The 23260-nt window shown below is 45.2% G+C and carries 19 protein-coding genes and 2 riboswitches; of the genes, 6 read left to right on the top strand and 13 right to left on the bottom strand.

Features of this window, described 5'->3' with window-relative positions; all coding sequences use genetic code 11:
- Position 1: 1 nt before the first annotated feature.
- Complete coding sequence (locus ACFVRY_RS06200; protein ID WP_387498387.1) at positions 2 to 658, bottom strand: response regulator transcription factor; 657 nt, start codon at positions 656 to 658, stop codon at positions 2 to 4.
- A 142-nt stretch (positions 659 to 800) separates the two neighbouring features.
- On the opposite strand from ACFVRY_RS06200, the gene ACFVRY_RS06195 reads away from it, so the two are divergent.
- The 3 genes from ACFVRY_RS06195 to ACFVRY_RS06185 all read left to right on the top strand — a co-directional run bounded on the left by ACFVRY_RS06195 (position 801) and on the right by ACFVRY_RS06185 (position 2706).
- The gene (locus tag ACFVRY_RS06195; RefSeq protein ID WP_387498386.1) at positions 801 to 1139 is read left to right on the top strand and encodes a hypothetical protein; all 339 of its coding nucleotides are present in this window, start codon (positions 801 to 803) and stop codon (positions 1137 to 1139) included.
- A 31-nt stretch (positions 1140 to 1170) separates the two neighbouring features.
- Positions 1171 to 1803, top strand: coding sequence for a hypothetical protein (locus tag ACFVRY_RS06190; protein ID WP_387498384.1), 633 nt, complete (start codon positions 1171 to 1173; stop codon positions 1801 to 1803).
- Between the two features lie 405 nt (positions 1804 to 2208).
- Positions 2209 to 2706 (top strand): hypothetical protein, encoded by a 498-nt coding sequence (locus ACFVRY_RS06185; protein WP_387498382.1) that lies wholly within the window; start codon positions 2209 to 2211, stop codon positions 2704 to 2706.
- 297 nt (positions 2707 to 3003) lie between these two features.
- Here the strand turns inward: ACFVRY_RS06185 and ACFVRY_RS06180 are convergent, their stop codons facing one another.
- A complete protein-coding gene (locus ACFVRY_RS06180; protein WP_387498380.1) occupies positions 3004 to 3171 on the bottom strand; it encodes a hypothetical protein in 168 nt (55 codons plus the stop codon).
- Between the two features lie 75 nt (positions 3172 to 3246).
- A complete protein-coding gene (locus tag ACFVRY_RS06175) occupies positions 3247 to 4398 on the bottom strand; it encodes an acyltransferase family protein (RefSeq protein WP_387498378.1) in 1152 nt (383 codons plus the stop codon).
- Positions 4399 to 4995: 597 nt separating this feature from the next.
- On the opposite strand from ACFVRY_RS06175, the gene ACFVRY_RS06170 reads away from it, so the two are divergent.
- Entirely contained in the window at positions 4996 to 5808 is an 813-nt protein-coding gene (locus ACFVRY_RS06170) for an undecaprenyl-diphosphate phosphatase (RefSeq protein ID WP_387498376.1), read from the top strand.
- Between the two features lie 118 nt (positions 5809 to 5926).
- Here the strand turns inward: ACFVRY_RS06170 and ACFVRY_RS06165 are convergent, their stop codons facing one another.
- Genes ACFVRY_RS06165 through ACFVRY_RS06155 form a run of 3 tightly spaced genes read right to left on the bottom strand, consistent with a single transcriptional unit; the run spans position 5927 to position 8166 of the window.
- Complete coding sequence (locus ACFVRY_RS06165; protein WP_387498374.1) at positions 5927 to 6631, bottom strand: nuclease-related domain-containing protein; 705 nt, start codon at positions 6629 to 6631, stop codon at positions 5927 to 5929.
- Between the two features lie 40 nt (positions 6632 to 6671).
- Positions 6672 to 7436, bottom strand: a complete 765-nt coding sequence (locus ACFVRY_RS06160; protein WP_387498372.1) for a magnesium transporter — start codon at positions 7434 to 7436, stop codon at positions 6672 to 6674.
- 19 nt (positions 7437 to 7455) lie between these two features.
- Entirely contained in the window at positions 7456 to 8166 is a 711-nt protein-coding gene (locus ACFVRY_RS06155) for an MgtC/SapB family protein (RefSeq protein WP_387498370.1), read from the bottom strand.
- Positions 8167 to 8512: 346 nt separating this feature from the next.
- A riboswitch (M-box (ykoK) riboswitch) is annotated at positions 8513 to 8687 on the bottom strand.
- 169 nt (positions 8688 to 8856) lie between these two features.
- Positions 8857 to 9029: riboswitch (M-box (ykoK) riboswitch) on the top strand.
- A 351-nt stretch (positions 9030 to 9380) separates the two neighbouring features.
- Here ACFVRY_RS06155 and mgtA point away from each other — a divergent pair.
- Complete coding sequence (gene mgtA, locus ACFVRY_RS06150) at positions 9381 to 12023, top strand: magnesium-translocating P-type ATPase (protein ID WP_387498368.1); 2643 nt, start codon at positions 9381 to 9383, stop codon at positions 12021 to 12023.
- A gap of 98 nt (positions 12024 to 12121) precedes the next feature.
- On the opposite strand, the gene ACFVRY_RS06145 is transcribed toward mgtA, so the two are convergent.
- From ACFVRY_RS06145 to ACFVRY_RS06115, 7 genes are all read right to left on the bottom strand, one after another.
- Positions 12122 to 16672, bottom strand: coding sequence for a discoidin domain-containing protein (locus ACFVRY_RS06145; protein WP_387498366.1), 4551 nt, complete (start codon positions 16670 to 16672; stop codon positions 12122 to 12124).
- Between the two features lie 426 nt (positions 16673 to 17098).
- Positions 17099 to 17872 carry an SDR family NAD(P)-dependent oxidoreductase gene (locus tag ACFVRY_RS06140; RefSeq protein WP_387498364.1) on the bottom strand — a complete coding sequence of 258 codons (774 nt, stop codon included), beginning with the start codon at positions 17870 to 17872 and terminating at the stop codon, positions 17099 to 17101.
- A 282-nt stretch (positions 17873 to 18154) separates the two neighbouring features.
- Positions 18155 to 18958 (bottom strand): SDR family NAD(P)-dependent oxidoreductase, encoded by an 804-nt coding sequence (locus ACFVRY_RS06135; protein ID WP_387498362.1) that lies wholly within the window; start codon positions 18956 to 18958, stop codon positions 18155 to 18157.
- Positions 18946 to 19140 carry a hypothetical protein gene (locus ACFVRY_RS06130; RefSeq protein ID WP_387498361.1) on the bottom strand — a complete coding sequence of 65 codons (195 nt, stop codon included), beginning with the start codon at positions 19138 to 19140 and terminating at the stop codon, positions 18946 to 18948. The genes ACFVRY_RS06135 and ACFVRY_RS06130 overlap by 13 nt, the downstream gene beginning before the upstream one ends.
- Positions 19141 to 19337: 197 nt before the next feature.
- The gene (locus ACFVRY_RS06125) at positions 19338 to 19871 is read right to left on the bottom strand and encodes a hypothetical protein (protein ID WP_387498359.1); all 534 of its coding nucleotides are present in this window, start codon (positions 19869 to 19871) and stop codon (positions 19338 to 19340) included.
- 249 nt (positions 19872 to 20120) lie between these two features.
- A complete protein-coding gene (locus ACFVRY_RS06120) occupies positions 20121 to 21080 on the bottom strand; it encodes a carbon-nitrogen hydrolase family protein (RefSeq protein ID WP_387498357.1) in 960 nt (319 codons plus the stop codon).
- Positions 21081 to 21109: 29 nt separating this feature from the next.
- Entirely contained in the window at positions 21110 to 21478 is a 369-nt protein-coding gene (locus ACFVRY_RS06115) for a cupin domain-containing protein (RefSeq protein ID WP_387498355.1), read from the bottom strand.
- A gap of 266 nt (positions 21479 to 21744) precedes the next feature.
- Between ACFVRY_RS06115 and pdxR the strand changes: the two genes are divergently transcribed.
- On the top strand, positions 21745 to 23181 hold the full coding sequence (gene pdxR / locus ACFVRY_RS06110; RefSeq protein ID WP_387498353.1) for a MocR-like pyridoxine biosynthesis transcription factor PdxR: 1437 nt from the start codon (positions 21745 to 21747) through the stop codon (positions 23179 to 23181).
- The last annotated feature ends 79 nt before the right edge of the window (positions 23182 to 23260 follow it).

Raw genomic sequence — 23260 nt, 5'->3', positions numbered from 1 at the left:
ATCAGTCCTCCAGCCGGTACCCGATTTTGTAGATGGTCTTGATCTGCTCCTGCAAACTTAGCTTCTTGCGCAGTGACTTGATATGCATATCGACCGTTCGGGTCTCCCCGTAATAATCGCCACCCCATACTTTATCCAGGAACTGTTCCCGCGTTAGGGCAATATTCTTGTTCTTGAGCAGGACCACCAGCAGATCGAACTCCTTCGGAGTCAGTTCCACAGGTGCTCCCTGGATCACGACTTCTCTTTTATCAAGATCCACTTGAACGTGCTGAAACTCCATCACCCTGTCCTCATGACCATATCTGCGCAGCACCGTCTCTATCCGGGCCAGTAGTTCAATGGCTTCAAAGGGCTTGACCATATAATCATCAGCGCCCAGCTTCAGACCGTTCACTTTATCGTAAACCGAGTTTTTCGCCGTCAAAAATATTACCGGGATGCCGTAAGGCTTGATTCTCTCCATCAGTTCAAACCCGTCCAGATGGGGAATCATCACATCCAGCAATACAAGATCGAACTTTTCCTGCTTGAGCACGTCCAGCGCTGCGAGCCCGTCATACACCTCCGTAGTGGCATAGTTCACGAGATTGAGGTTCATCTTGATTATTTTGGATATATGAACATCGTCTTCAACGATCAGTATCTTCTTATTCATCTGTATCATTCTCCTGAAGAGTTCTATAGTCATAATTCTACCTGATTATATATGATTAAGCCCGCAACCGAAACAACACCCATGGGAAGGATTATGGTAAAATAATGGAAATGGTTCACATTAAGGGAGGTGACTCTTTCAGATGAACAAGAAAACTTTCTTGGGGATTGCGGCGCTTTTGGCTGTTATGGTTATCTTGTCAGCCTATGGTCATAAGCTTGAGCGAGGTAGTGATAATGTAATCTCCTTGCACAAGTTGCATACGTTGGCTCAAAAAGGAGAGCAATTAACGTGGTCGGATTTCGAGAACTACCCTTTTGAAGATATCGGTTCCGGGTTATATATCCGTAAATATGAAGTGGAAGGCGGAAGTCATTTATTGCTTAGCGGTGGAAACATAAATCTTGCTCCAATGAGCATTAATCTGGTCAAGACAAGCGGGGAGCGGATCGACATCCGGTATGAGGAGATTAGAGGTTGATAAAGTTATTCCTTAATAGGAGGTTTGCCTTATGAAACTCAAAAAAATCAGTGTCGTCTTACTTGCTGGTGTATTAACCCTAGGAATCAGTGCTGTTGCCTCTGCTAATGGTATTATTCCTAAAAATTCTGTAAAACAAAAACAAGTTAATACTTTAGACAAAGGGTATAAGTTAGTTAATGGAAATGTTTATGACAAATACGGAAATCTATTGATAGTTATGAAAAATGGATTTACGCCAGATGGCTACACATTATCACCAAATTTCAGTGTAGTTTATGGTGATACTACAATTGAGGATACAGCTTCTTCAAGAGTAGCAGCCACCGGCACTGATATTTTTAACGGTACAAAAGGCGTACCTAAGAACACTAATGAAACTCAGGGTGTTAAAGTTGGTTCCGATTTTTCAATTACAAGTAGTGAGCCTGATCTGTACCTAGAATATTCATCAGGCACAGTGGATCGTGTTAACTTCAGCTTAACCAATATTACGACCGGACAAGTGGTTACATGGTTCTCAAACGTTCAGGCTGGTAAATCTAGAACATTTACAGGAGTTTATAATTCTTCAAGATCTGGGGATACATTTAACGTAAAAGCTACTGGACAGGGAGGTTCTGGCAACGTTACTTTAACTGTGAAAACTGTTCCTCATAGCTAACTGTGATTCATTAAAAAGACGCTCTTGCCGGAGTGTCTTTTTTCTTTTTAGAACAAGCCTAATTAAGGATGCTGTAGCCATAGCTCAATTTCAACGATTTTTTCCGCATATCTTCTAATAGCGGGGAGAGAATAGAATGACTAAATAGGAATCTATAAAATAGACAAAATAATCTTATATATAGCTACTTTGAAAATATATTGATTTAATTCCGCTTCTTATTTAAGATTATAGAAAAAAATCCCTGTTATTCCCTTTAAATGATTTATCTAGGAGGAAATATGAATCGTAAAAACCGAATACCTTAATAGGGGTTGCAACTTTCATAATTGTATATGGAGCTGGTATTCTTATTTTTCAGGCCTTATCTTACACAGGCGGGTTTTTTGCTGAAAAAATCAAGATATGGTAATACTTTATACGTTCTTCACAGTTGTTGCTATTCTGCTTTTTATAGCACTTTGGATCAGAACTGAAAAAAATATCATTATTATTAATACAATTATCGCAGTATCCCTGTTCTTCTTCACCCCAACCATTGTAAACACTTACTACACAGCTTCAGATGATATTCGAATCTTATTCCATTCAGATCACAAAAACGATATACAGGTGGTTGAGAAGACTATTCAAGATCAAAACCTTCCTTTTTCTCTCTACAAAAAAGAAAGTCTTCAAAGTTCAAAACATCACAATTTTCTTGCTATCCTAGTAGTTAAGACCTCATATAGTAAACTTACTACTGAGGAAATATACTCATTTATTGCTAAAATGCCTAAAAATAAAATGTCTATATCGTTTAGTGACAAGATAAGCGGACAAGTAGTCATTGTTGAAACAGTTGAAAACGGAAGCATAACAAATTGTTTTCCAGAAGAAACATGTAGCATTCTTCAAATCTAAGTCCGGCATTTCCTTCTTGCGTAGCACTCACTTCTCTACTGGCCATCAGTAACTCCTTCGGATCCTCGATGTTCTTATCGATCATTCCCCCATCATAAAAGACATTCACATTGTTAGTCCAGTATTAAGCATAGGGAGAATTGACGGCCAGCTTATTGCCCACAATGGCACCACGGAAGGAATCCAGAAGACTCCACTCCTCCGCTGTCAGGTTGTCTGCGGAAAGACCGATGAACGTCCATCCGGCCGTCTTTTATCTGGCTGAACAGGCGAGTCGTCAGATTAGAAGCATCGTCCTTATGGGCCTTTGAGTATGATCTTCTCTTTGTAATCAACACTAGTCATCGAGACTATGAAGAATATCTCATAGTTGCTGTTGATCAGGCGGTGGCGCTTGTCATCGGTGGATGCGACTAGCAGGCCGGTTGGGGATCGATTGCCGTCGGAGAAACGTAGATAATCCAAATTCATATCTCCTTTCGGGAGGAAATTATTCTTTAACAAAATAACCCCCAGCGATCCCTGAGGGTTTAGTGAAAATCAGTTTTGTTTAAAGAAACGATTATATAATTTCCCTGAAATTTCGATCCCTTTCTTGTCCACATACTTGTACATCAAATATGATAGGATAGCCAACAGAGGTATGGATAGAATAATGCTAATGAAGACCGAAATAGAATAAGCCATTCGTTCATTCAATAGGACGAAAATATAACTTGTAAATGAGCCTATAACTATGACATGTATCAGATAAAGAGAGAAAGAAACTTTACCTAAGAAATTAAACACTCGATAAGAAAAAAATTCCTGTAACTTTACTGAATTAAGTAGTACTAACATTACTAGAAGTGCCCCTACAATATGATAGATAATTACTCCTTGTAGGTCTACAACTTTGATGTAATTGTAAATTGAATCATCAACAACTGCTCCCATAGGATAAGAACCTAGATATAATCCCAGAGCCAGCAAAATCATTTTAAACCACCCGAGATTTTTAGAGGTTTTATTAAAATACCCATTGCTATTCAGATCACTCAAAATCATTCCTAGAATAAAGGCCAAGTAGTACGTTTTGAAAAATAAGATAATGATCAGAATATAAAATAAATACCTATTACGTGTTTTACCAAATAAGGACACGAATCCAAATACTAAAAAAGATCCGTACATTTCATAGGTCATTGTCCATAGCACAGTGTTATATTGATCGTTATATTCAAAAATCGCTTCAAATGTTGCATATTTAATTGCGTGCAAGAAAGATTCATCAAAGTTCCAAAAAGTCCCTAGCCACCATTCGGAAAAACTCAATTTTCCAGCTTCGGTGTTAGAGAAAAGAGAACATTTCATTAAGAGAAAAACTAAAAAAACAGTAAAAAATATTGGTACTAATAATCTAAAGTACCTCTTCACTGCGCTGGCCACCAGTGTTTCATTATCTTTGGTTGAAAAAAATTTATAGCTTAATACATATCCACTCAAAACAAAGAAAATGCAAACAGCGAAATTTCCATTGTACAATAAGTTAAGAGGACTTTTTGCAATATCCAATTCAACTGCTTTCGCAGTATGAATTTGGCTAACATCACTGGTATACAACGCAGGATAAAAAGCTACAACAAAGTGGCTAAAAACAACGAATAACGCAGCTAATCCTCTTAGTCCATCTAGGTATTTTATTTTCTGCATACTTCCCTCCCAATTAACACAAGAAGTATTATGCACGAAATCTATTAATTTAACAATTATAAATCAATAGATTCCCATAACGAGAACAACATGAAAATCATGTTCTTTATATCTGTGTAATTTAGAATGCATTTCTGTTTTCACTTTTTCCCAAGGAATTTAACTAGACCTAACAGCTTCTTTCGAAGTAGATGGGATTTGGGCAAACGTATTATCACCGTATATAATGAGCGATGCCATAAGAATAAGCATTTTTCTTCCACCTTCTTTCCCGGGTTTCAATAGAAAACATAATGAAAAGCGGCCAATTATTTTCGCCGTAGGCGGATGCGCTACTTGATACTGTATCCATAGTACAGCCACTTCTGCCTCAGTACGCTCTATCATATTGTCGCCAGACACATACTACCGCGGGATGACACCGTTATACCAGAGATTCGGATTAATATGCCCGCTCCCTCCAGTCCCCAGGATTATTGATCTTCATAATTCCCTCCGCTGACGCTACTCGACTGTCGTCTGGCACTAAGGTTCTATTGTCATCTCCCCAACAAATACGATATGATGACAAAGATTACAAATATATTGGGAGGTAAAATGGAAGATATTATACTGTGGCTAAAATACTTGTTTCTAGGAATTGTTCAAGGGGCAACAGAGCCCATCCCCGTTTCTTCAAGTGGACATCTGATTATCGCACAAAAACTATTAGGATTAAAACAGAACGGATTGTCATTTGAAATCTTGACGAACACGGCTTCACTGATCGCGATTTGCTTTATTTTCCGAAAAGATATTGGAAGACTCATCGGCGGGTTCTTTGGATTCATTCGCACTCGCAAACCAGAATACAAATCGGATTTCCTCTTCTCTGTGTATGTTGTCATCGGCACTGTGCCCGCGGTAATTGTGGCCGCATTGTTCAAAGATCAGATTGAGGAGATTTTCTCCTCCGTGCGCACCGTTTCCATTGCGTTGCTCTTTACAGGTGTTGCTCTGTGGCTGATTCGTAATCTTCGCGGCCGCAAACAAGATGGTGACTTAACAGCGCGGGATGCGGTACTGGTTGGTCTTGCCCAAGCTGTCGCTCTTATTCCTGGCATTAGCCGTTCTGGTGCAACCGTCATCTCCTCCATCGCTGTTGGGATGAAGCAGGAAACCGCATTAAGATTTTCGTTTATGCTCTACATTCCCGTCAGCTTAGGCGGACTGGTGTTGGGTGTATCCGATATTGCCCATGATCCGAACCGCTCAGCGTTGGCTATTCCCTACATCATAGCGTTTTTCACTACGCTAATCGTAACTTATTTCTCGATGCGTTGGTTTATGGGGATTATGGCCAAAGGGAATTTGAAATATTTCTCATATTACTGTTTCGTAGCCGGTATATTATTCCTTATTTTCTTGTGAGTAACTCTCCAACTACAACTTCGACCCTCATGCAGACCCTTGTGATCACAAAGGCCTGCATGAGGGTCGGTTGTTTATAGGCGTGTTTTTTTATAATTGAGATGAGCTGGGTAGCCCATTATTGAGACTGTTTTATCTTTCCAATATGCGCTGCTCTTAATGCGGCATCTTGAATATTTGCATTAGCAATACTATCATAAATCTTCTGAATCTGATCAGTTGTAACTACAGGTGTAGCGGATGTCTGACGAAGTCGATTCATCTTGCGGTCAATAAACTCGGAAAGCTCTGTATCGTACACAATTAATTCATTAGATTCTATTTTTCTTAAATCTGGATCAATACTAAATCGGCAGCGCATCGTAAAAGAAATCATAGATATGTAAGTTAACCCGGGAAATCCTTGCAAGATCAACTCCAGAGCCTTTATGTGTCCATAATTCTGCCTCAAGGGATTGTACATGTTGAATCTGTTGCTTACACGCCAATACTTGTCAGACCGGGTTCCTTTGATCTCTCCATTATAGTTTTTAGTCTCAATGACGAAAAGACCGTATGGGGAAATAACAACATGGTCGATCTGGGAGTACCCTGTCTGGGATTTAGGATTAATGATCATAATATCGCTGATATATTTCGTCTCCTTAGGCAGTTGGTCCAGCTGTATGTTGATCTTATATTCCCCTAGTTCACCTATTCTGGAGGCTTCGATGCTCCGGGCTTTTGACGCGTTTGCCCTTGTGGATACTTTTGGGTTGGATGCCTTCTGTGGGCTAGTCGCTTTACTGGACGGTTTGAACCATTGCTTTAATTTAGTGAACATATCGGGGATCCCTTCTCTTACACATGGTTTAATATGAAAATTATACCACATCATCAAATGTGACAATGCCCATAAGCTTGTTGTCAGGCGTCACCACAGGAACTGCGAGCAGGCCGTATCTTTTAATAATTTCCACAATCTCTGCGCGAGGTGTATCCGGGGATGCCGCGATCAGCTTGGAGCTCATAAGATCCAGAATCAATTGCTCCGCAGAAGCAACGATCAGTTGCCGCAAGGAGGCCACACCCAGCAATCGCTTGTTATGATCCGTAACGTACAGGTAGTAAATTGTCTCCGCATCGCTTGTCATTAATCGCAGATCATTCAATACTTTCATTACTGTATCTGCTCCGTCAATCGTATAGATATCGGTTGTCATTAAGGAACCCGCTGATCCTTTCGGATAGGCCAGCAGATGCTTAATGTCCTCTGCTTCTTCCTTCTCCATGCGATCAAGGAAAAAGTCCGCCTGTTTATGTGACAGCAGACCGAAAAAATCGGTAGCATCATCCGAAGGTAAATCATTCAGCATCTCAACAGCGTACGTTTGATCCAGCTCTTGAATGATGTTCTTTTGCCGCGTCGGCGCCAGTTCACTGAAGATTTCCCCAAACTCAGCAGGCGATAATAAAGTATAGATCCGCTCGCGTCTCTGATGATCCAGGGTGAGGAAGAAATCAGTCTGATCCGAGGGATGCAAATTCAAAAAGTCCTTGCGAAATCCTTCCCGTTCGCCCTCTTTCAGCGCTTGAAGCATGTAATAAGTATATTCCTCACGGAATTTGTATTGATGCAGCTTGAGCATGTTCATTCCCCCTGTTCACTTACAATTGTTCTACTTCTACACTTTGTACATGATCGATCTTCTTAATGAAGTAATAGATTTCCGTGGTGTATTGCTTATCGGGCACAGACAGCGTCAGATCAATCAATTGGCATTGATTATCGAGATCCTTCAGCTTCATATAACGGATTTTGAATTCACGCTTGGCGGACAATGATTCTTGGTCCTTGCCCTCGATCATCTGAATCAATTCGGTCATCCGGTAGTTGGGCTCAACTACAATTTTGACCCCCACATCATGCCGACTCAGCGCTTCTGGACCGAGTGATTTGATCAGCATAGGGATGACATTAACCGCGAGAATCAGCAACATTACGCCGGCAAAAGCTTCTGTATAAAATCCCGCCCCAATAGCAATCCCCAAGCCTGAGGCCGACCAGATCAGCGCTGCAGAAGTCAGGCCGGAAATAACCTCATTGCTTCTGCGAAGAATAACGCCGGCTCCGATAAAACCAACACCGCTTACCACCTGGGCCGCTAGTCTCATCGGGTCCATATTGGGATGGTTCGGACCGCCAAATTTGCTAAATGCCTGATTGGATACAATAGTGATCAGACAGCTGGCAATACAAATTACCATGCTAGGCCGCAAACCCAGTTGTTTGTGCTTGATCTGTCTGTCTATACCAATAAGCATTCCGAACAGCAACGCCAGGCCAAGCTTCATAATCATTTCCAGTTCCATCATCATGATCTTCACTTCCTCATATACGTATTTTTCGGGAAAACAAAAAAGCCCTTCAGTTAAGAAGAGCTTCGAACGGCCATTTGAAATTCACTAGATTTGCATACCAAATAAACCTGTCAGCACGATACTTTCCTTTCGTTAGATGAAACGAAAAGTTCGAACCAACCAGGGACACATGAACGCAGCGCTAGTGAACGGCCAGTCTTTTTTCTTCTTAAAACCAAGTAATGCTCCATATAAACTGCTCCTGAACACCTGCTACTGTCCATGACATATCCCCCCTTTTCATAAATAAAAAACCCTCTAGATCAACTAGAGGGCTGCATAAGCGTAAGCACGCAAAAAAGATTCCGGCTCCCCCTGGTTGAGTTTTGGCACTATACAACGTAAAGAAAGTTCATCATTTCTTAGCTGCCTTATGGAAAGCCTTATGCCGACAATCCCTGTTCTACCCGTAGGCATCTTTCGATGTTCCCGGGCAGCAGCCTGTGTTTGTATAGGAGCCTCGCCTAACGAGGACTATTAGATTACTAGGTGGATTTTACGCTCGCAGGGTCAGGTTGTCAATAGGCATTTCACTATCAAAATAGTAATCACACACGGTGCTACGAACACATACATATATAGCGTACTGTTTCAAAAAAACCTCTTGACTTTAATACATTACAAGGCTTACTATTGCAGAGGAATTGAATATGTCCTCGTTAGGTGAGGCTCCTATATGAACATAGGCCACTGCCCAGAAATATCGAAAGATGCCCATGGGTAGAACAGGGATTGCCGGATTAAGGCTTTTCATAATGTGGCTAAGAGTGTTATCACTCTTTACGTTGTATAGTGCCAAAACTCGACTAGGGGGAATACGCTGTTTTTTTGCGCGTTTTTTTAACCCTCTAGTTCGTTTAGAGGGTTTTTTATTTGATCAAATAAGGGGGGATACCACATGGATGGCAGTCCGAGTTATAGGAGAATCGTTGTAAATCAAATGTTAGTACAGAGAGAGCACCGCGTTCTCTTTACGCTCCAATCATTACACTGCTTCATTCCCTGCGAAAAAAGTATCTCCGCCGGGTTTGTTTAAGTATGCGTTTTTGACATGTGAGTGTAAAAAGAAGCGGTTGATCTAAAGCTCTCTCTGCTATCAGGGAGAGCTTATTTTGCATTTCATACCGCTACAAGCCGCAGACTGTAACTGTTTGCGCAAGGAGGAATTTCACATGTTCAAAAACACAAAAGGTAAAGACCAAATGACTCAAACCATTGCAGAACGTCTCATTCAAGCTTCCATCTCCTCACAAGAGGATCTTATGGAGGATTACAGCACTCATCAGCATGGACTAACAGAAGATGAAGCGAAACGGAGACTGGAGAAATACGGGCAAAATCAGATCGCTCATGACAAAACGCCTGCCTGGTACATCCAACTGCTGGCCTGCTTCAAAAATCCGTTTATTCTGATTCTGCTCTCACTCGCAGCCTTTTCCTATTTTGTCGACAATGATGTTCAAGCCGTTATTATCATCGTTACTATGGTTACTGTTAGTACAATAATCACCTTTACACAGGAATTCCGCTCCTCACGAACCGCTGAGAAACTCAAGGCGATGGTCAAAACGACCGCCACAGTCACCCGTAAATCAGAGCAGAAAGATATTAATATGGAGTTGCTAGTCCCCGGCGACATTATTCATCTTTCAGCAGGCGATATGGTTCCGGCGGATGTAAGACTGATTGCTTCAAAAGATTTGCATGTTGGTGAATCCGCCCTAACCGGTGAAGCCATGCCAGTGGAGAAGCTTGACATCCTTCCTCGTGGATCTATTTCTCAGTCACGTAAGCAAAATAAACCTCTGAATGCGCTGGAACTTAGAAACATGTGTTACATGGGCACCAATGTCATCAGTGGTACTGCTTCAGCTGTGGTAGTAGCAACAGGTTCCGACACTTATTTTGGCTCCATGGCTGGCACACTGCTTGGCAAATCACCTCTTACCAGCTTTGATAAAGGTGTGAAAAGCATTACTTTTGTGCTGATCCGCTTTATGCTGATCATGGTGCCGATAATCTTTGTGGTTAATGGCTTCACCAAGGGAGATTGGTGGGAAGCCTTGCTGTTCGGTCTCTCTGTTGCCGTTGGCTTGACTCCCGAGATGCTTCCGGTCATTGTAGCCGGCAATCTGGCCAAGGGTGCCGCAACGATGGCCCGCAACAAAGTTGTGGTCAAACGTCTGAATGCTATTCAAAACTTCGGAGCCATGGACATTTTGTGTACCGATAAGACCGGAACGCTAACACAAGACAAGATTATTCTTGAGAAGCATCTTGACGTTCATGGTCAAGAAAACAGCAAGGTACTGGAATATGCCTTCTTGAACAGCTATTATCAAACCGGACTCAAAAACCTACTGGACGTTGCCGTTCTCGAACATGCCGAGCTCACGCCTACACTGGGCGCAGAACAAAACTATCGTAAGGTCGACGAGATCCCCTTCGATTTCAATCGTCGTCGCATGTCTGTAGTTCTTGAAACAACGGACAAAAATCACCTTCTGATCAGCAAGGGTGCAATGGAAGAGATGCTCAGCATTTGTACGCATGTCTCGGATGGAGCTAAAGGCAAAATCCCTCTCACTGCCGAGCTCATTGAGGAAGTTCATGCTCTGGTACAGCAGATGAATGAAGATGGCCTGCGGGTGCTAGCCGTGGCAATTAAGGAAAATGAAGCGAAAGAGGAGCTTTACGGAATCGCTGATGAGCAAGAGCTTACGCTGGTCGGATATCTGGCATTCCTTGATCCACCAAAAGAAACCGCTAAAACCGCCATCCGTGCGCTGAAGGAAAGCGGCGTGGACGTCAAGGTAATTACCGGCGACAACGCTGCCGTAACGCGGAAAGTTTGTAAGGATGTCGGCATCAAGGTTAATGACATTCTGACCGGTAGCTTCATTGATGACATGACGGATGAGCAATTGGGTGCAATCGCTGAGAAAACAACTGTTTTCGCTAAAGTGAATCCTATGCAAAAAGCACGCATCGTACGTGTGCTGAAAAGCAATGGTCATACGGTAGGCTTCATGGGGGACGGCATCAACGATGCCATTTCCCTGAAAGAAGCAGACGTCGGTATTTCTGTCGATACAGCTGTCGATATTGCTAAAGAATCTGCTGATATTATTTTGCTTGAAAAGAGCCTGATGGTGCTGGAGCAAGGTGTCATTCAAGGCCGCATTACCTTCGGCAATATGATTAAATATATTAAGATGACGGCCAGCTCCAACTTTGGCAACATGTTCAGTGTACTCGTAGCCAGCGCGTTCTTGCCGTTCCTGCCCATGCTGCCGATCCATCTGCTGATCCAAAACCTGTTCTATGATGTTTCACAACTCTCCATTCCATGGGACAAGATGGATAAAGAATACCTGCGGAAGCCGCAAAAATGGGATGCTAAATCCGTCAGCAGATTCATGGTGTTTATTGGCCCGATCAGCTCCATTTTCGATATCTCGACCTATGCTTTGATGTGGTATGTCTTCTCGGCAAATTCCGTTGATCATCAAACGCTGTTCCAGTCGGGATGGTTTATCGAAGGCCTGCTCTCGCAGACGCTGATCGTACACATGATTCGCACCGAAAAAATACCATTTATCCAAAGCCGGGCCAGCGCGCCTGTCATCATCTTGACCAGCATCATTATGGTGCTTGGCATCTATCTACCTTTCAGCGGATTCGGCGCCAGCATCGGCCTTCAGCCTCTGCCATTCGCCTACTTCCCTTGGCTGATTGCTACGCTGTTGGCATACTGCGTGGTGACTCAACTCGTTAAGAAATGGTACATTCGTAAGTTCCAAGAGTGGCTGTAAGGAACCAACTTCTATATATATAACTCAAATGCCCCCACAGAAGCTTGAAGCTATCTGTGGGGGCATTTTATTTTACTTAATTTCGAAAGAAATTCGCTTTATTTGTAGACATTCAGCTCAGAGATCGACCACCAGTAATTCGAAGGGCCTGTGAGCTCAATTCTGAAGTATCTAGCCTGCTGCTCCGGGAAGCTCAACTTTTGAACAGCAGTGCTGCCTGTACCAGAAGTGATTTCTGTCCACTCCTTGGCATCTTGGGAAGCATATACCCGATAAGCAGCAGCATAATCGTCTGGTCTGGAAGAAGAGTCCAGTTCAATTTGCTTGAAGCTTGTAATGCTGCCCAGATCTACTTGGAGCCATTGGCCTGCCGCTTGTGGCGCACCAGTGGTCCAGCTTGTATGCTTGTCCGCGTCTAGAATATTCAGCAGACTTGAGTCTCCATAAGTAGAACCTGTAACCGTCCATGCCGCACGATCCAGGACGATCGGAGCGTCATTCTCTGGAGCTTCACTTGGCAAAGCTTGTCGCTTGGCAATTCCGGAATTACGAATTTCAAGATCTGCGATAGACCACCAGTTGCTGGTCTGCCCGGTTTGAAGTATCTTGATGTAACGTGCCGTTTGCTCCGGCAGTGTTATACGTTGATAACCTTCGGTTCCTTTTCTGTTGGCTACAGGCTGGCCCCAATTTACACCATCGTTCGATACATAGATTTGGTAGCCCCGGGCGTAATCCGAATTAGAATGGCCGGAATTCAACAAGAGCGTATTAAAAGTCTGTTTCTGTCCCAGATCAACGCTCAACCACTGTCCATTAGTCTGCTTTTTCCCAGTGCTCCAGCGGGTAGAATTGCTACCGTCTACCAGATTGGCTGTCACCTCTGTACCGTTGCTGGAAGAAGCCGTAATCTTCCATTGGGAACGATCCTCTAGAGGAATGGCTGGAGTCTCCTGCAAGGGTTCTTTTCCTTTATTGAGTTGGGCGGCCGAAATTTCGGATACCGACCACCAATTGCTGGAAGAGTCGTTCAAGGCTACTTTAACATATCTTGCAGTCTGCAGTGGGAAAGACAAAGCCATACTTGGAGCTGTACCCAAGCCGCTAGCTATTGGCTCGCCCCAATCTTCTCCGTCCTCGGAGGCATAAACAACATAACTGTTAGCATAATCACCATAGTTAGTACCTGAGTTAACGAAAAGAGTATCGAATTGTTCCGTTTGTCCCATATCGACTTGAATCCACATCTTGTCGCTTTGAGCCGTACCACTGGACCAACGGGTATCCAGCTTGCCATCGAGCATATTCTCAGGCCCTTCACCGCCTGCACTGTTGGATGCCTTAGCTGTCCAGGCTGAACGGTCGAGGTAACGAACACCAGTACCAGCTTCAGGGCCGGTAAGCTTGGTTACTTTGGTTGGATCTACAGAAACGATGGCAGAAGGATATACGGTTGCCGTGCCCACTTTGCCAGTTGCATTATAGAAGTTGACTGTTTTATCCACTCCAGATGGATTCCACACTTGTGCAGTATACTTCGTTCCGTCGTAGTATACGGTTGCTGCTGGATCATCAGCCCAGATATCAGTGGAACGATTTCCGAGCGTTGCCATGCTATTAACGAACCAATAGGTATTGAATACTTCATTCTTCTGCATATCTTTCGGATTCCATTTTGCCAGAACGGCTTGCGGCTCGCTCAGACTTTGGAATGGCCAAATGAGATGCTGCCAGACGTCCTCAGGTCCGTTGTTGTCAATCACCAGACCATCGTACAGCGCTTTTGCTTTTTCCGGCTCACGGCCATAATAAGTCATCCACTCTGCGGTCGGCAGCCAGTGAATACCGTAAATATGCTGTGGATTTCCAGAGAAGAAGGTTCCATACAAGTAGGAGCTGCCATAGACTTGTCCTACAATGTGATGCGGATAATCCGACAACCAAATGTCTTTATCATAGTTGAACCAGTACTGTTCTACTGCTTTCTCTTCAGTGGTAAAGCCCCAAATTCCCGCATTACGATAAGTGTCGTTGCCGGTAACCTCGCCCCACATATATTCACCAACCCAGCCGAACAGCGACTCTCCGCCGGCTTCGAGGTTGTTACCACTCTTGTTATCGGCATAGCCGCCTGCCCAGGAGTGACCTTCATACGGATCAAAGTTACGGAACCATGGGAAATCACTGTCTGTACGCGAAGGGTTCGCGTAGTCACGGATCAGTGTCTCTACCATCGGACCATAATCGCTTACGAATTCCTTATCAAATTGCCCCAGAACCGCAGATGCAAAGACATAATACCCGTAAGTAAAGTGATGATCCGTTAAGCCTACATTCATACCGAAACCGCTATGGTAAGGCATGAGCGCGCCCCACTCTGGTGAATAGTGGAAGTAGTAGGAATGCTTCGGTTCATCCTCGGAGTACGTATACCAGTCCGTCAGAATCGTTTTGATCCAGCCCAAATAACGATCTCTTCTCTCGGTATCGCCAATCTGGTCACTGATCAACGCTCCGACTGCCAGCGGGTGAAGTTTCTTGCCCTGCCAGTAAGGATCGAGCAGCATCAGGCCTCCGGCCATATCTGCATCCAGCATATCCAAATAAGCGATAAGTTCCGAACGGGAATAGCCAGCACCACTCGGCTCCGCAAATTGCGGCACAATCCCGTTAAATCGATCTGTCGTTGTAAAGACATTGCCCTTATGCACCTTGAGTTCGCCTCGAATGGAAGGATAGGACAAGTCAGTAAGCGGCGAGTTCGTGATCTTCCATTGATGAGGCAACAGTGCTTCAAGCGTCTCGTTAGAGAAACCTGGACGTTTCAACTCGGTTACCGCAGTGAAGCTGGTGTTCACAAGCGCTTGATTTTGATCATAGTTATAGTCTACCTGTGTATCGGTGACAAAAGCATAACCATGCTGATAGTACAAATTCAGGTCGCTTGCGGAAGGCAGTGTAGCGAGAGACAAGTAATCTCCTTCGCCAAGTTTGATCTTCAGCATGCTGCCGATTTTCGTAAATGTCGTGCCCGGAGGAACGAAGACACCATAATTACGGACAAAAGTCTGCGGCTTAGGCGCCTTATCTTTGTTAGTCACAGTAATCCCGATATGATCAGCAGTCCAGCTCTCGCCGTCTTCCACTTCCAGCGGCTGACCCTGGTCATCGAACAGTCCTGTAATTGCCGGTGACTGAAGAATAACGGCGTCCGGGTTCTCGAAAGTGTTGTAAATATAAGGCGAACCTTTGACAAAGGTCGTTTTGATTTTGGCCGTTTCGTCATCACTCAGAATCACACTCGCCGAATAATCACCGTAGCCGGAGATTTTGGTCTTCATATTCGCCGGGCTGATGTTATTGGTACTGAGATAGAGATCCGGATCCCCGTCCGCATTCATCGAGCCGCCATCGCTAGAAGTAAATCCGGCACCTGGATTCAAAATCGCCAAGCCCTGCTTCGTGTAATTGTTCTTAAAAGGAAGCGTAATAAGGCTATTGCTATCGCCCAAATTAGAGATCAGAATACTCTGCCACCAGCCGTTAGACGGGATTGGTGATTGGATATCCGCAGTGCGGTATTTCGGAGATTTTGGCGACAATTGTGTAATATCGTTAATCTCGTAGCTTCCCGCACCTACCTTGACGGCCGATGGAGCCAGAATCTCGGGAATCTCATGTACCGGCTTCACGTCCCCGTCCCGGTATGCATGCACCTCGAATTCAAATAGTGAGTAGCCAAACTCTGTGGAGCGGGCATGCCCGAGCATCCTCACATAACGTGCATCGGCATAAAGATCTATCGTTTCTTTGCCGCCGAAACCATTCATCTGACGGTAGATGGTGGTCCAGTTCTTCGCATCATCGCTTACCTGAATGTCATACGCACGTCCGGAAGCTCCTTCCCAATCCAGAACAACGCTACCGATTTCACTTTTCTGACCCAGATCCACGTAGATCCATTCCGTGTCCGTATGCTTGGAGGACCAGCGTGTATCACGGCTTCCGTCGGTTGCATTATTCTTCAGGTAATCCTTCTCTGGCAAACCTTCCTTGCCCTTCTCAACATTCTCTTCCGAGGAAACCGTTACAGGTTTGTTCAGAGCAATATTGGGTGCAGCAGGCTTGGGAGGCAAGTTGACTCCACCCGTTCCGTATACCTGGAATTCGAAAATCGAAATACCATAGGCTGGCTGTGACCGCTGTGTGCTGTATAAGCGCACATAACGTCCCTTGGCAGAGAAGGACTCATCTGTCTTTGTACTCTGATTATTCTTAGTGGAGTACACAGGTGTCCATGTCTTCTCATCATCAGATACCTGAATTTCAAATGCTTTGGAGTAGGCATTCTCCCAGTCGATGGTGACACGTGAGATCGAAGCGCTTGCCCCAAGGTCTATGTAGATCCACTGCGGGTCCACACCCCAGATACTTTCCCATCTGGAGTCCTTGTCGCCGTCAACAGCCAAATCAGGCGTGTGCGCACCTGATGATGAAGAGGCATATACAGGACGGTTTAATGACATGAGATAATCCGCCTGCTCCGCTTGCTTATGTACCGCTTGTGCTTGCACTAGTTGTGGCTGAAGTTCGAAGGAGCCTGTGACTGCAAGTACACTGATTAATCCTGCACAAACTGCCTTTTTCAAAGTGTTTTTCCTCTTCCTGTGGTACGAATACAACATAACTTCTCTCCTCTATGCTAGTAATATATCCCACCAAAAAAATTATTTGGCTATACTAATATCGGACTCAATTTTTAATTTTTAACCTGCTTTTCAGCGGGTTTTGCGATCTTTCCGTCCCGAAAATTATATGAAAAACCCAGGTATATCAAGCGTTGATAACGCTAACAATAATTGAAAGACACCCCGGGAAAATCCAACATCAGAACTACAAAAACATGCCAAAAGGCCCCAGCCTACCGACAGGTCAATCACGAGAGAGTTCCCCCTAAATTACAGATGCTACTTTCGCCCTCTTTTCGCGTATCTCAGCAACTAAGGCAAAAAGGCTGCTTCCTGTAGCATACAAGGAGGCAGCCTTAGTCAAGTTGTAGGTTTAGTTGAAGCGACTTACTTTTTCAGATAGATTGGAGCGCCGAACGGAGAACCAGCCGCACCGCCATCTACGCTGATTTCAGTTCCCTGGATATAGGAAGAGTCATCGGAGGCCAGGAACAAAGCAACATTAGCAATCTCCTGCGGCTCACCGAGACGGTTAAGCGGGATCGAACGGGACAGGACAGACTCCAGTTGATTCATCCCTTGGGTAGTAGATTGTCCCCAAATCGGTGTGCGAGTGGCTCCTGGGGAAATGGTATTCACGCGAATCCCACGTGGTGACAGTTCGGAGGCCAGCACTCTTGCCATGCTGCCTACTGCCCCTTTGCTGGCTGCGTATGCGGCATATCCAGGACTTCCGGCTGTAGCAAGCACGGAACTATTCAAGATGATGGAAGACCCATCTTTTAGGTGAGGTACAGCCGCTTGAACGGTAAAAAAGACCCCCGTAACGTTAACCTTTAGTACCTCTTCAAAGACGGAGAGTTCGGTCCCACCTGTTGGTGTTTGCGCGGTGATACCGGCGTTAGCGAATACAATATCCAATTGGCCAAATTTCTTCACTGCTGCTGCTACTGCTTGCTCGCCACTTATTGGATCTGCTGCATCCGCCTGAACGGCTAGACTATTCTCACCCAGTTCTGCTGCTGCCGCGTCCAATGTGGCCTGATTACGGCCGGTGATTATAACCTGGGCTCCTTCTGCGATGAATAGTTTTGCCGTAGCCAATCCAATGCCGCTACTTCCACCTGTAATCAATGCTACTTTCCCATCTAATTTACCCATTATTATTCGCTCCTTTGTGTATGTGTAGTTTCAATATGAATACCGATTTTTATTGAGAATGATCATTCTCATATATAGTAAAATTTTTTATATTTTCTTTAGTGCTCACTTTCTCTTGTCTTGCCTCCTCTCAAAATGATATTAACATATCGGGAACGATCGGTAAAGAATTATTTTTACTGTTCGTTCTCAAATAAAAAAAACAGACAATCTATTCAACTTTCGTTGGATAAGACGATCTGTTTTTCTCATATTATTCCTTCAAATTATCCCGCAATAAAACTAGATTACAAATTGCACTCCTGTATATTTCTCGCTCAGCGTCCATAACCCTACGGCCAATTCTGGATCGATTGCCCAAGGGCGCACACCCGAAGGTTCAAGGCTGTCAGCGGGAACGGCTTTTGCTATATCCACATCTTCACAATAGACGCCGCCAAGCCCGTCCAATTGTGTACTTACTGCGCACCATACACTCGTAGCTGCACCTTGCTCAATCGTCTTAAAATGAGCATTTTGTTCATTGGTTAGAGAGCGGCCCTGCTCGTCCTTTACTGGTCTTGGGCCAATTTCTTCAGCAGTCAAATCCCGGCCCAGGCCAGTATCGGGGATCAGTCCCGGATGAACTGAGAAGGCGCGGACACTTCGGGATTTCCCCCGTTTATCGAGTTCCAGCGCAAATAGTATATTAGCACTCTTGGATTGACCATAGGCTTTCCATTTATCGTATTCTCTATGCTCAAAATTGGGATCATCCAGATCAACACTGCCAAGCCGGTGCCCCCGTGAAGAGACAGCGACTACCCGTGCCCCATTCTCCTGTTCTAAGGCTGGCCACAGTCTTGCCGTCAATTGGAAATGTCCAAGATGATTTGTGGAAAACTGCGACTCATATCCGCGGGCATCGCGTCTAAGTGGAGTAGCCATAATGCCTGCACTATTAATAAGGATATGCAAAGGTCTCCCTGTGGCGAGAAATCGCTCGGCAAAAGAGTCAACAGATGCCGGGTCCATCAAATCCATCGTATCCAGCTCTACACCAGGAATACCGCTTAACGCCGCTTGCCCTTTCTCTATGTTTCGCACCGGAACAAGCACGCTGGCGCCAGCATTCGCCAGAATACGGGTCGTCTCAAGTCAATCCCGGAATAGCCGCCCGTTACAATGACGACCTTGCCCTTCAGATCCACATTCCCGATGACCTCCTGCGCAGTCGTAGTGGCACCAAAACCCGACTGAAGGGGCACCTGCGTTATATGTTCACTCATACTCCTCATTCTCCTTTTAATTTAATCCACTCACCGTCTGCAAATTATCCAGCAAAAGGCCTAGTCTTAGCATACAACTTAAACAGCACTTTAAGTCAACAACCATCATTGCAACTAAAAGAGCCTGTAAACAAAGGCCGCAATGGCTTTGGTCTACAGGCTCACCAGAAATAATGCTATTCATACAATTACGGAATTTATTTAACTTCGGTAGCTCCAGTCACTTTACCGTCAATAGCAGCCGATGCTTTTACATCTTCGCTGGCAAAGTACAGATTACCATCAATCGTTGCGGATTCATGTAGGTTAAAGCCTTTGGCTTCTACATATACATCGCCTTTGATCGTACCGCCTTGCACTCTCAAATTCTCACTTTGCACAGTCAGCTTAGGTACTGTAAGTGTATAGTTAGCTGTAATATTGTGATCTGCATCTTGTGCATACAATGCGATTTTGCGGTAGATCTTGCCGTCAGCGGCACCTTTATCACGGAATTCACCAGCTACAACCACATCCTGATCAATAGCTACATCTTTTAAAATAGCAATAATCCAGTTACCATCCTTGCTCACAGCCTTCGTGAATGCTGCACCTTCATTAACGATCGAAGCGGTAGTTACTGCATCGGTTTGTTCAGCAGCCGGTTTATTGGCCGTCTCTTCTTTCGCTCCACAACCCGCCAACAATACAGCCGCTACCCCTGCTACCAACAAGCTTTTCAGAAGTTTCATTTCAATTCCCCCTGTTTCTTATTATGAATTAATTATATATTAAAAATTAATCATAACTACGTGATAAATTTCACAAATGTGTGAATACAAAAATTAAATTATTCTACTATAAAATAGAATCACGAAAACCATAAAGACGGCCATTTCACGCCGCGCTTTATGGTCTATACAGATTGCAACGCCCGGCTGTAATCGTATCAGGGAAAGACAACCTAAGAACAAAGCAACAAATGCTGCAAGGTCGTTAGCTTATAGCTTAACGGACCTCACGGCGTCTTGTTTTTGCGTGTTGACGGTCAGTTGAAAAATATCCGGACGGTTGTAGTGCCCCACCACATCCAGATCAAACCGGCTCTGTACCACTTGCGACAGATCCAGCGTTGCATATAGTATGCCTTCTTCATCATACAGAGGTTCTGTTACATACTCGCCAAGCGGACCGACAATGGCACTTCCACCTCGGCTAAGAATCTCGGCATCTTCCTTGAGGTCTTGATGACCAGCGAGATCGGCAGGATAAGAAGCTTTAGTAGCGAATTGATTGCAGGAGATGACATAGCAGCGGCCTTCGCAAGCAATATGCCGAATCGTAGACTGCCACGTCTCCCGCGCATCTGCAGTAGGAGCGATGTATATATCAATACCCTGTGCATACATGGACATGCGGGCTAGCGGCATATAGTTCTCCCAACAGATCAATCCGCCGATTCTGCCAAAAGGGGTATCTATGACGGGCAGGGTGCTACCGTCCCCTACTCCCCATAAGAGCCGTTCGGAGCCCGTAGGTACAAGCTTGCGGTGCTTGCCCAGCAGTTCTCCATCTGGTCCGATGTAAATCATGGAGTTATACAAGGTGCTCCGACTGAACTCGTGATCCCGCTCTACCGCACCAATCACCAGATACACACCCAATTCCCGGGCCAGATCGCAGAGAACTTGCGTGTCAGGACCTGGAATGTCAATGGAGCTGGCCCAGTATCGTTCCCAGTTCTTCCTGCCGTCTACTGTCCGGCTGCCCACTCTTGCGCCGAAGCTCAAGCCGCGCGGGTAACCCGGAATGAAAACCTCGGGATAGACGATCAGCTTAGCTCCTTGGGCGGCAGCTTCCTTGGCTGTTACAGCAATCTTGTCCATCGCCGATGCTTTATCGAATAAGACTGGGGCCGCTTGAACGACAGCTACCTTCACTTGTGGTTGACTCTGATTCATTCCATCCTCTCCCGTCCTGGTCGCTGTCCTTATTCTTTATCAATATACTCGATGTTAAATGGTTTGTTGGTAATAAACAGAACCGTAGCTCCTCCTTCAGCAACTGCACCATGTTCAGCCACAATGCCCTCAGGGAACCAGACAAAGCTACCCGGACCGTAAGAACCCTCATGCGTATATAACGTTCCTTCCAGCACATAAATACCGTGAGCAAGATCATGATGAATATGCCATGGTGTTACGAAGCCTTCCGGGTAATGACAGTAATTAATCAGCATGCCTGTATCCGGATCATTCAGCAGCTTCTTTTCTATCATCTTTTTGCCCGTACGTTCACTCACCAGTTCATCCCAGGGCATGTCGTTAATGTCTTTGACAATCGTCTTCATTTCATTCATAGCTCGTCCCTCATTTCATTAATGATAGAAGCTTAGGGTCATGATAACATTGGGATTAGCATCGGTAACCAACCAATCTTCTGGTTTCTCAGCCAACCACTTCACGGAACCATCCAATTAGTGCAGCATGCACACCATCCATGTTCAAGGAATCGATAAACAATTGTCATGGTTAAGATATCACGGGCAGATTTAATTTTAAAATTCGGTGGTATGATAAAAATCACAATATTTTTCCGACGCACAAAGTGAGAGTGGTGATAATCATGTGGAAACCCGACCGACAAACGAAACAACCTTTATATGAACAAATTGCCGATCATCTGGAGCGGAGCATTTCATATGGTGAATATCCCCCAGGGAGCCTGCTTCCCTCGGAACGAAAACTGGCAGAGCAACTTGGTGTGAATCGAAGCACCGTCATTCTCGCTTTCGCAGAGCTACGGTCTATGGGCATCATCGAAAGCCGCACAGGCAGTGGGACAAGGGTCAGCCGAACCAAGTGGGGGGCGTTGCCGAAGCATACGCCGAACTGGAGCCGATATGCAGAAGGCGGCAGCTTCCTGCCGAACTTACCGTTTATGCGCAAAATCCGCGAAGCACTGGCTCAGCATCCTTCTTTGATTGATTTTGCAAGCGGAGAGCTAGCCCCGAATTTGGCACCTATTGAAGAGATTACAGCACTCATGCAAAACCATCATTACACCTCTTATCTGGGCTATGACAGCCCACAAGGTTATACTCCGCTGAGAGAGGCGCTCGTCTCCTACCTGGAGTCCTACCGAGGGATTCAGACGACTGAATCTTCTATATTAATTACTTCCGGTTCACAGCAATCATTGTATTTGATCACGCAGTGCTTGTTGTCGCCGGGAGATGCAGTGGCTATAGAAGATCCTTCTTACTGTTATTCACTGCCCATGTTCCAATCCGCAGGACTCCGGTTGTTCCGGCTTCCGGTGGACCAGGAGGGCATCCGCCCCGAGGATATCCGCGCATTATACAAAAAGCACCGCATCAAGATGGTGTTCATGAATCCGAATTTTCAAAACCCTACGGGTGCTGTTCTAAGTAACGAGCGACGCAAACAGCTGTTTGCTATCACTAGCGAATTGGGACTGCCCGTCGTAGAGGATGATCCATTCAGTCTGACAGCGTACGAAGGAGCCCCTCCGTTCCCGCTCAAATCAGAAGATACGAACGGCTCCATCCTCTACATTGGCTCTTTCTCCAAGATTGCTGCTTCAGGACTGCGCGTCGGCTGGCTGGTTGCCCCTAACTCCATTGTCGAGCGGCTAGCCGATGCCCGGCAGCAAATGGATTTCGGACTAAGTATTATTCCCCAACAGGTAGCTGCGCAGTTCATCAAATCCTCCTACTTTAAGCCCCATCTGGAACGCCTGCAGGCGCAGCTGCATTTCAAGCGGGACCTCGTGATTGAAGCTTTGCAAAAGGAATTGCCGGGACTTGTTACGTTCACAGCTCCCCGGGGCGGGCTGCATTTGTGGTGCAAGCTACATCACGACGTCTCCGATGGCAGACTACTGGAAGAATCCATTAAACGGGGCGTCGTCTTTGTACCGGGGAGCGTTTATGGTTCAGATGCCGGCTTTGTGCGCTTCACATATGCCAGGGCCAAAACTGAGGATATCGGCCCCGGCATTGCCAAGTTCGCTGAAGCGCTGCAGGGATTGATCCGTTGAGCGCCGGTTGCCAGGCGACTCCTCTATAACATGCAAACAACCGCTGAGCGAAAGCTTCAGCGGTTGTTTTTTATGGACA

This window comes from Paenibacillus sp. NPDC057934 (assembly GCF_042887565.1).
GTDB lineage: Bacteria > Bacillota > Bacilli > Paenibacillales > Paenibacillaceae > Paenibacillus_AQ.
The sequence above is the reverse complement of the archived record's forward strand: the minus strand, read 5'-3'. Positions and strand labels throughout refer to the sequence as shown.

What these genes read in the sequence shown, in the direction of transcription:
- ACFVRY_RS06120 (WP_387498357.1), bottom strand. Translation starts at nt 21,080, where the DNA reads ATGAATCAGAGTCAACCACAAGTGAAGGTAGCTGTCGTTCAAGCGGCC.
- ACFVRY_RS06190 (WP_387498384.1), top strand. Translation starts at nt 1,171, where the DNA reads ATGAAACTCAAAAAAATCAGTGTCGTCTTACTTGCTGGTGTATTAACC.
- ACFVRY_RS06140 (WP_387498364.1), bottom strand. Translation starts at nt 17,872, where the DNA reads ATGGGTAAATTAGATGGGAAAGTAGCATTGATTACAGGTGGAAGTAGC.
- ACFVRY_RS06130 (WP_387498361.1), bottom strand. Translation starts at nt 19,140, where the DNA reads ATGAGTGAACATATAACGCAGGTGCCCCTTCAGTCGGGTTTTGGTGCC.
- ACFVRY_RS06125 (WP_387498359.1), bottom strand. Translation starts at nt 19,871, where the DNA reads ATGAAACTTCTGAAAAGCTTGTTGGTAGCAGGGGTAGCGGCTGTATTG.
- ACFVRY_RS06115 (WP_387498355.1), bottom strand. Translation starts at nt 21,478, where the DNA reads ATGAATGAAATGAAGACGATTGTCAAAGACATTAACGACATGCCCTGG.
- ACFVRY_RS06175 (WP_387498378.1), bottom strand. Translation starts at nt 4,398, where the DNA reads ATGCAGAAAATAAAATACCTAGATGGACTAAGAGGATTAGCTGCGTTA.
- ACFVRY_RS06170 (WP_387498376.1), top strand. Translation starts at nt 4,996, where the DNA reads ATGGAAGATATTATACTGTGGCTAAAATACTTGTTTCTAGGAATTGTT.
- pdxR (WP_387498353.1), top strand. Translation starts at nt 21,745, where the DNA reads ATGTGGAAACCCGACCGACAAACGAAACAACCTTTATATGAACAAATT.
- ACFVRY_RS06195 (WP_387498386.1), top strand. Translation starts at nt 801, where the DNA reads ATGAACAAGAAAACTTTCTTGGGGATTGCGGCGCTTTTGGCTGTTATG.
- mgtA (WP_387498368.1), top strand. Translation starts at nt 9,381, where the DNA reads ATGTTCAAAAACACAAAAGGTAAAGACCAAATGACTCAAACCATTGCA.
- ACFVRY_RS06165 (WP_387498374.1), bottom strand. Translation starts at nt 6,631, where the DNA reads ATGTTCACTAAATTAAAGCAATGGTTCAAACCGTCCAGTAAAGCGACT.
- ACFVRY_RS06200 (WP_387498387.1), bottom strand. Translation starts at nt 658, where the DNA reads ATGAATAAGAAGATACTGATCGTTGAAGACGATGTTCATATATCCAAA.
- ACFVRY_RS06185 (WP_387498382.1), top strand. Translation starts at nt 2,209, where the DNA reads ATGGTAATACTTTATACGTTCTTCACAGTTGTTGCTATTCTGCTTTTT.
- ACFVRY_RS06160 (WP_387498372.1), bottom strand. Translation starts at nt 7,436, where the DNA reads ATGCTCAAGCTGCATCAATACAAATTCCGTGAGGAATATACTTATTAC.
- ACFVRY_RS06155 (WP_387498370.1), bottom strand. Translation starts at nt 8,166, where the DNA reads ATGATGATGGAACTGGAAATGATTATGAAGCTTGGCCTGGCGTTGCTG.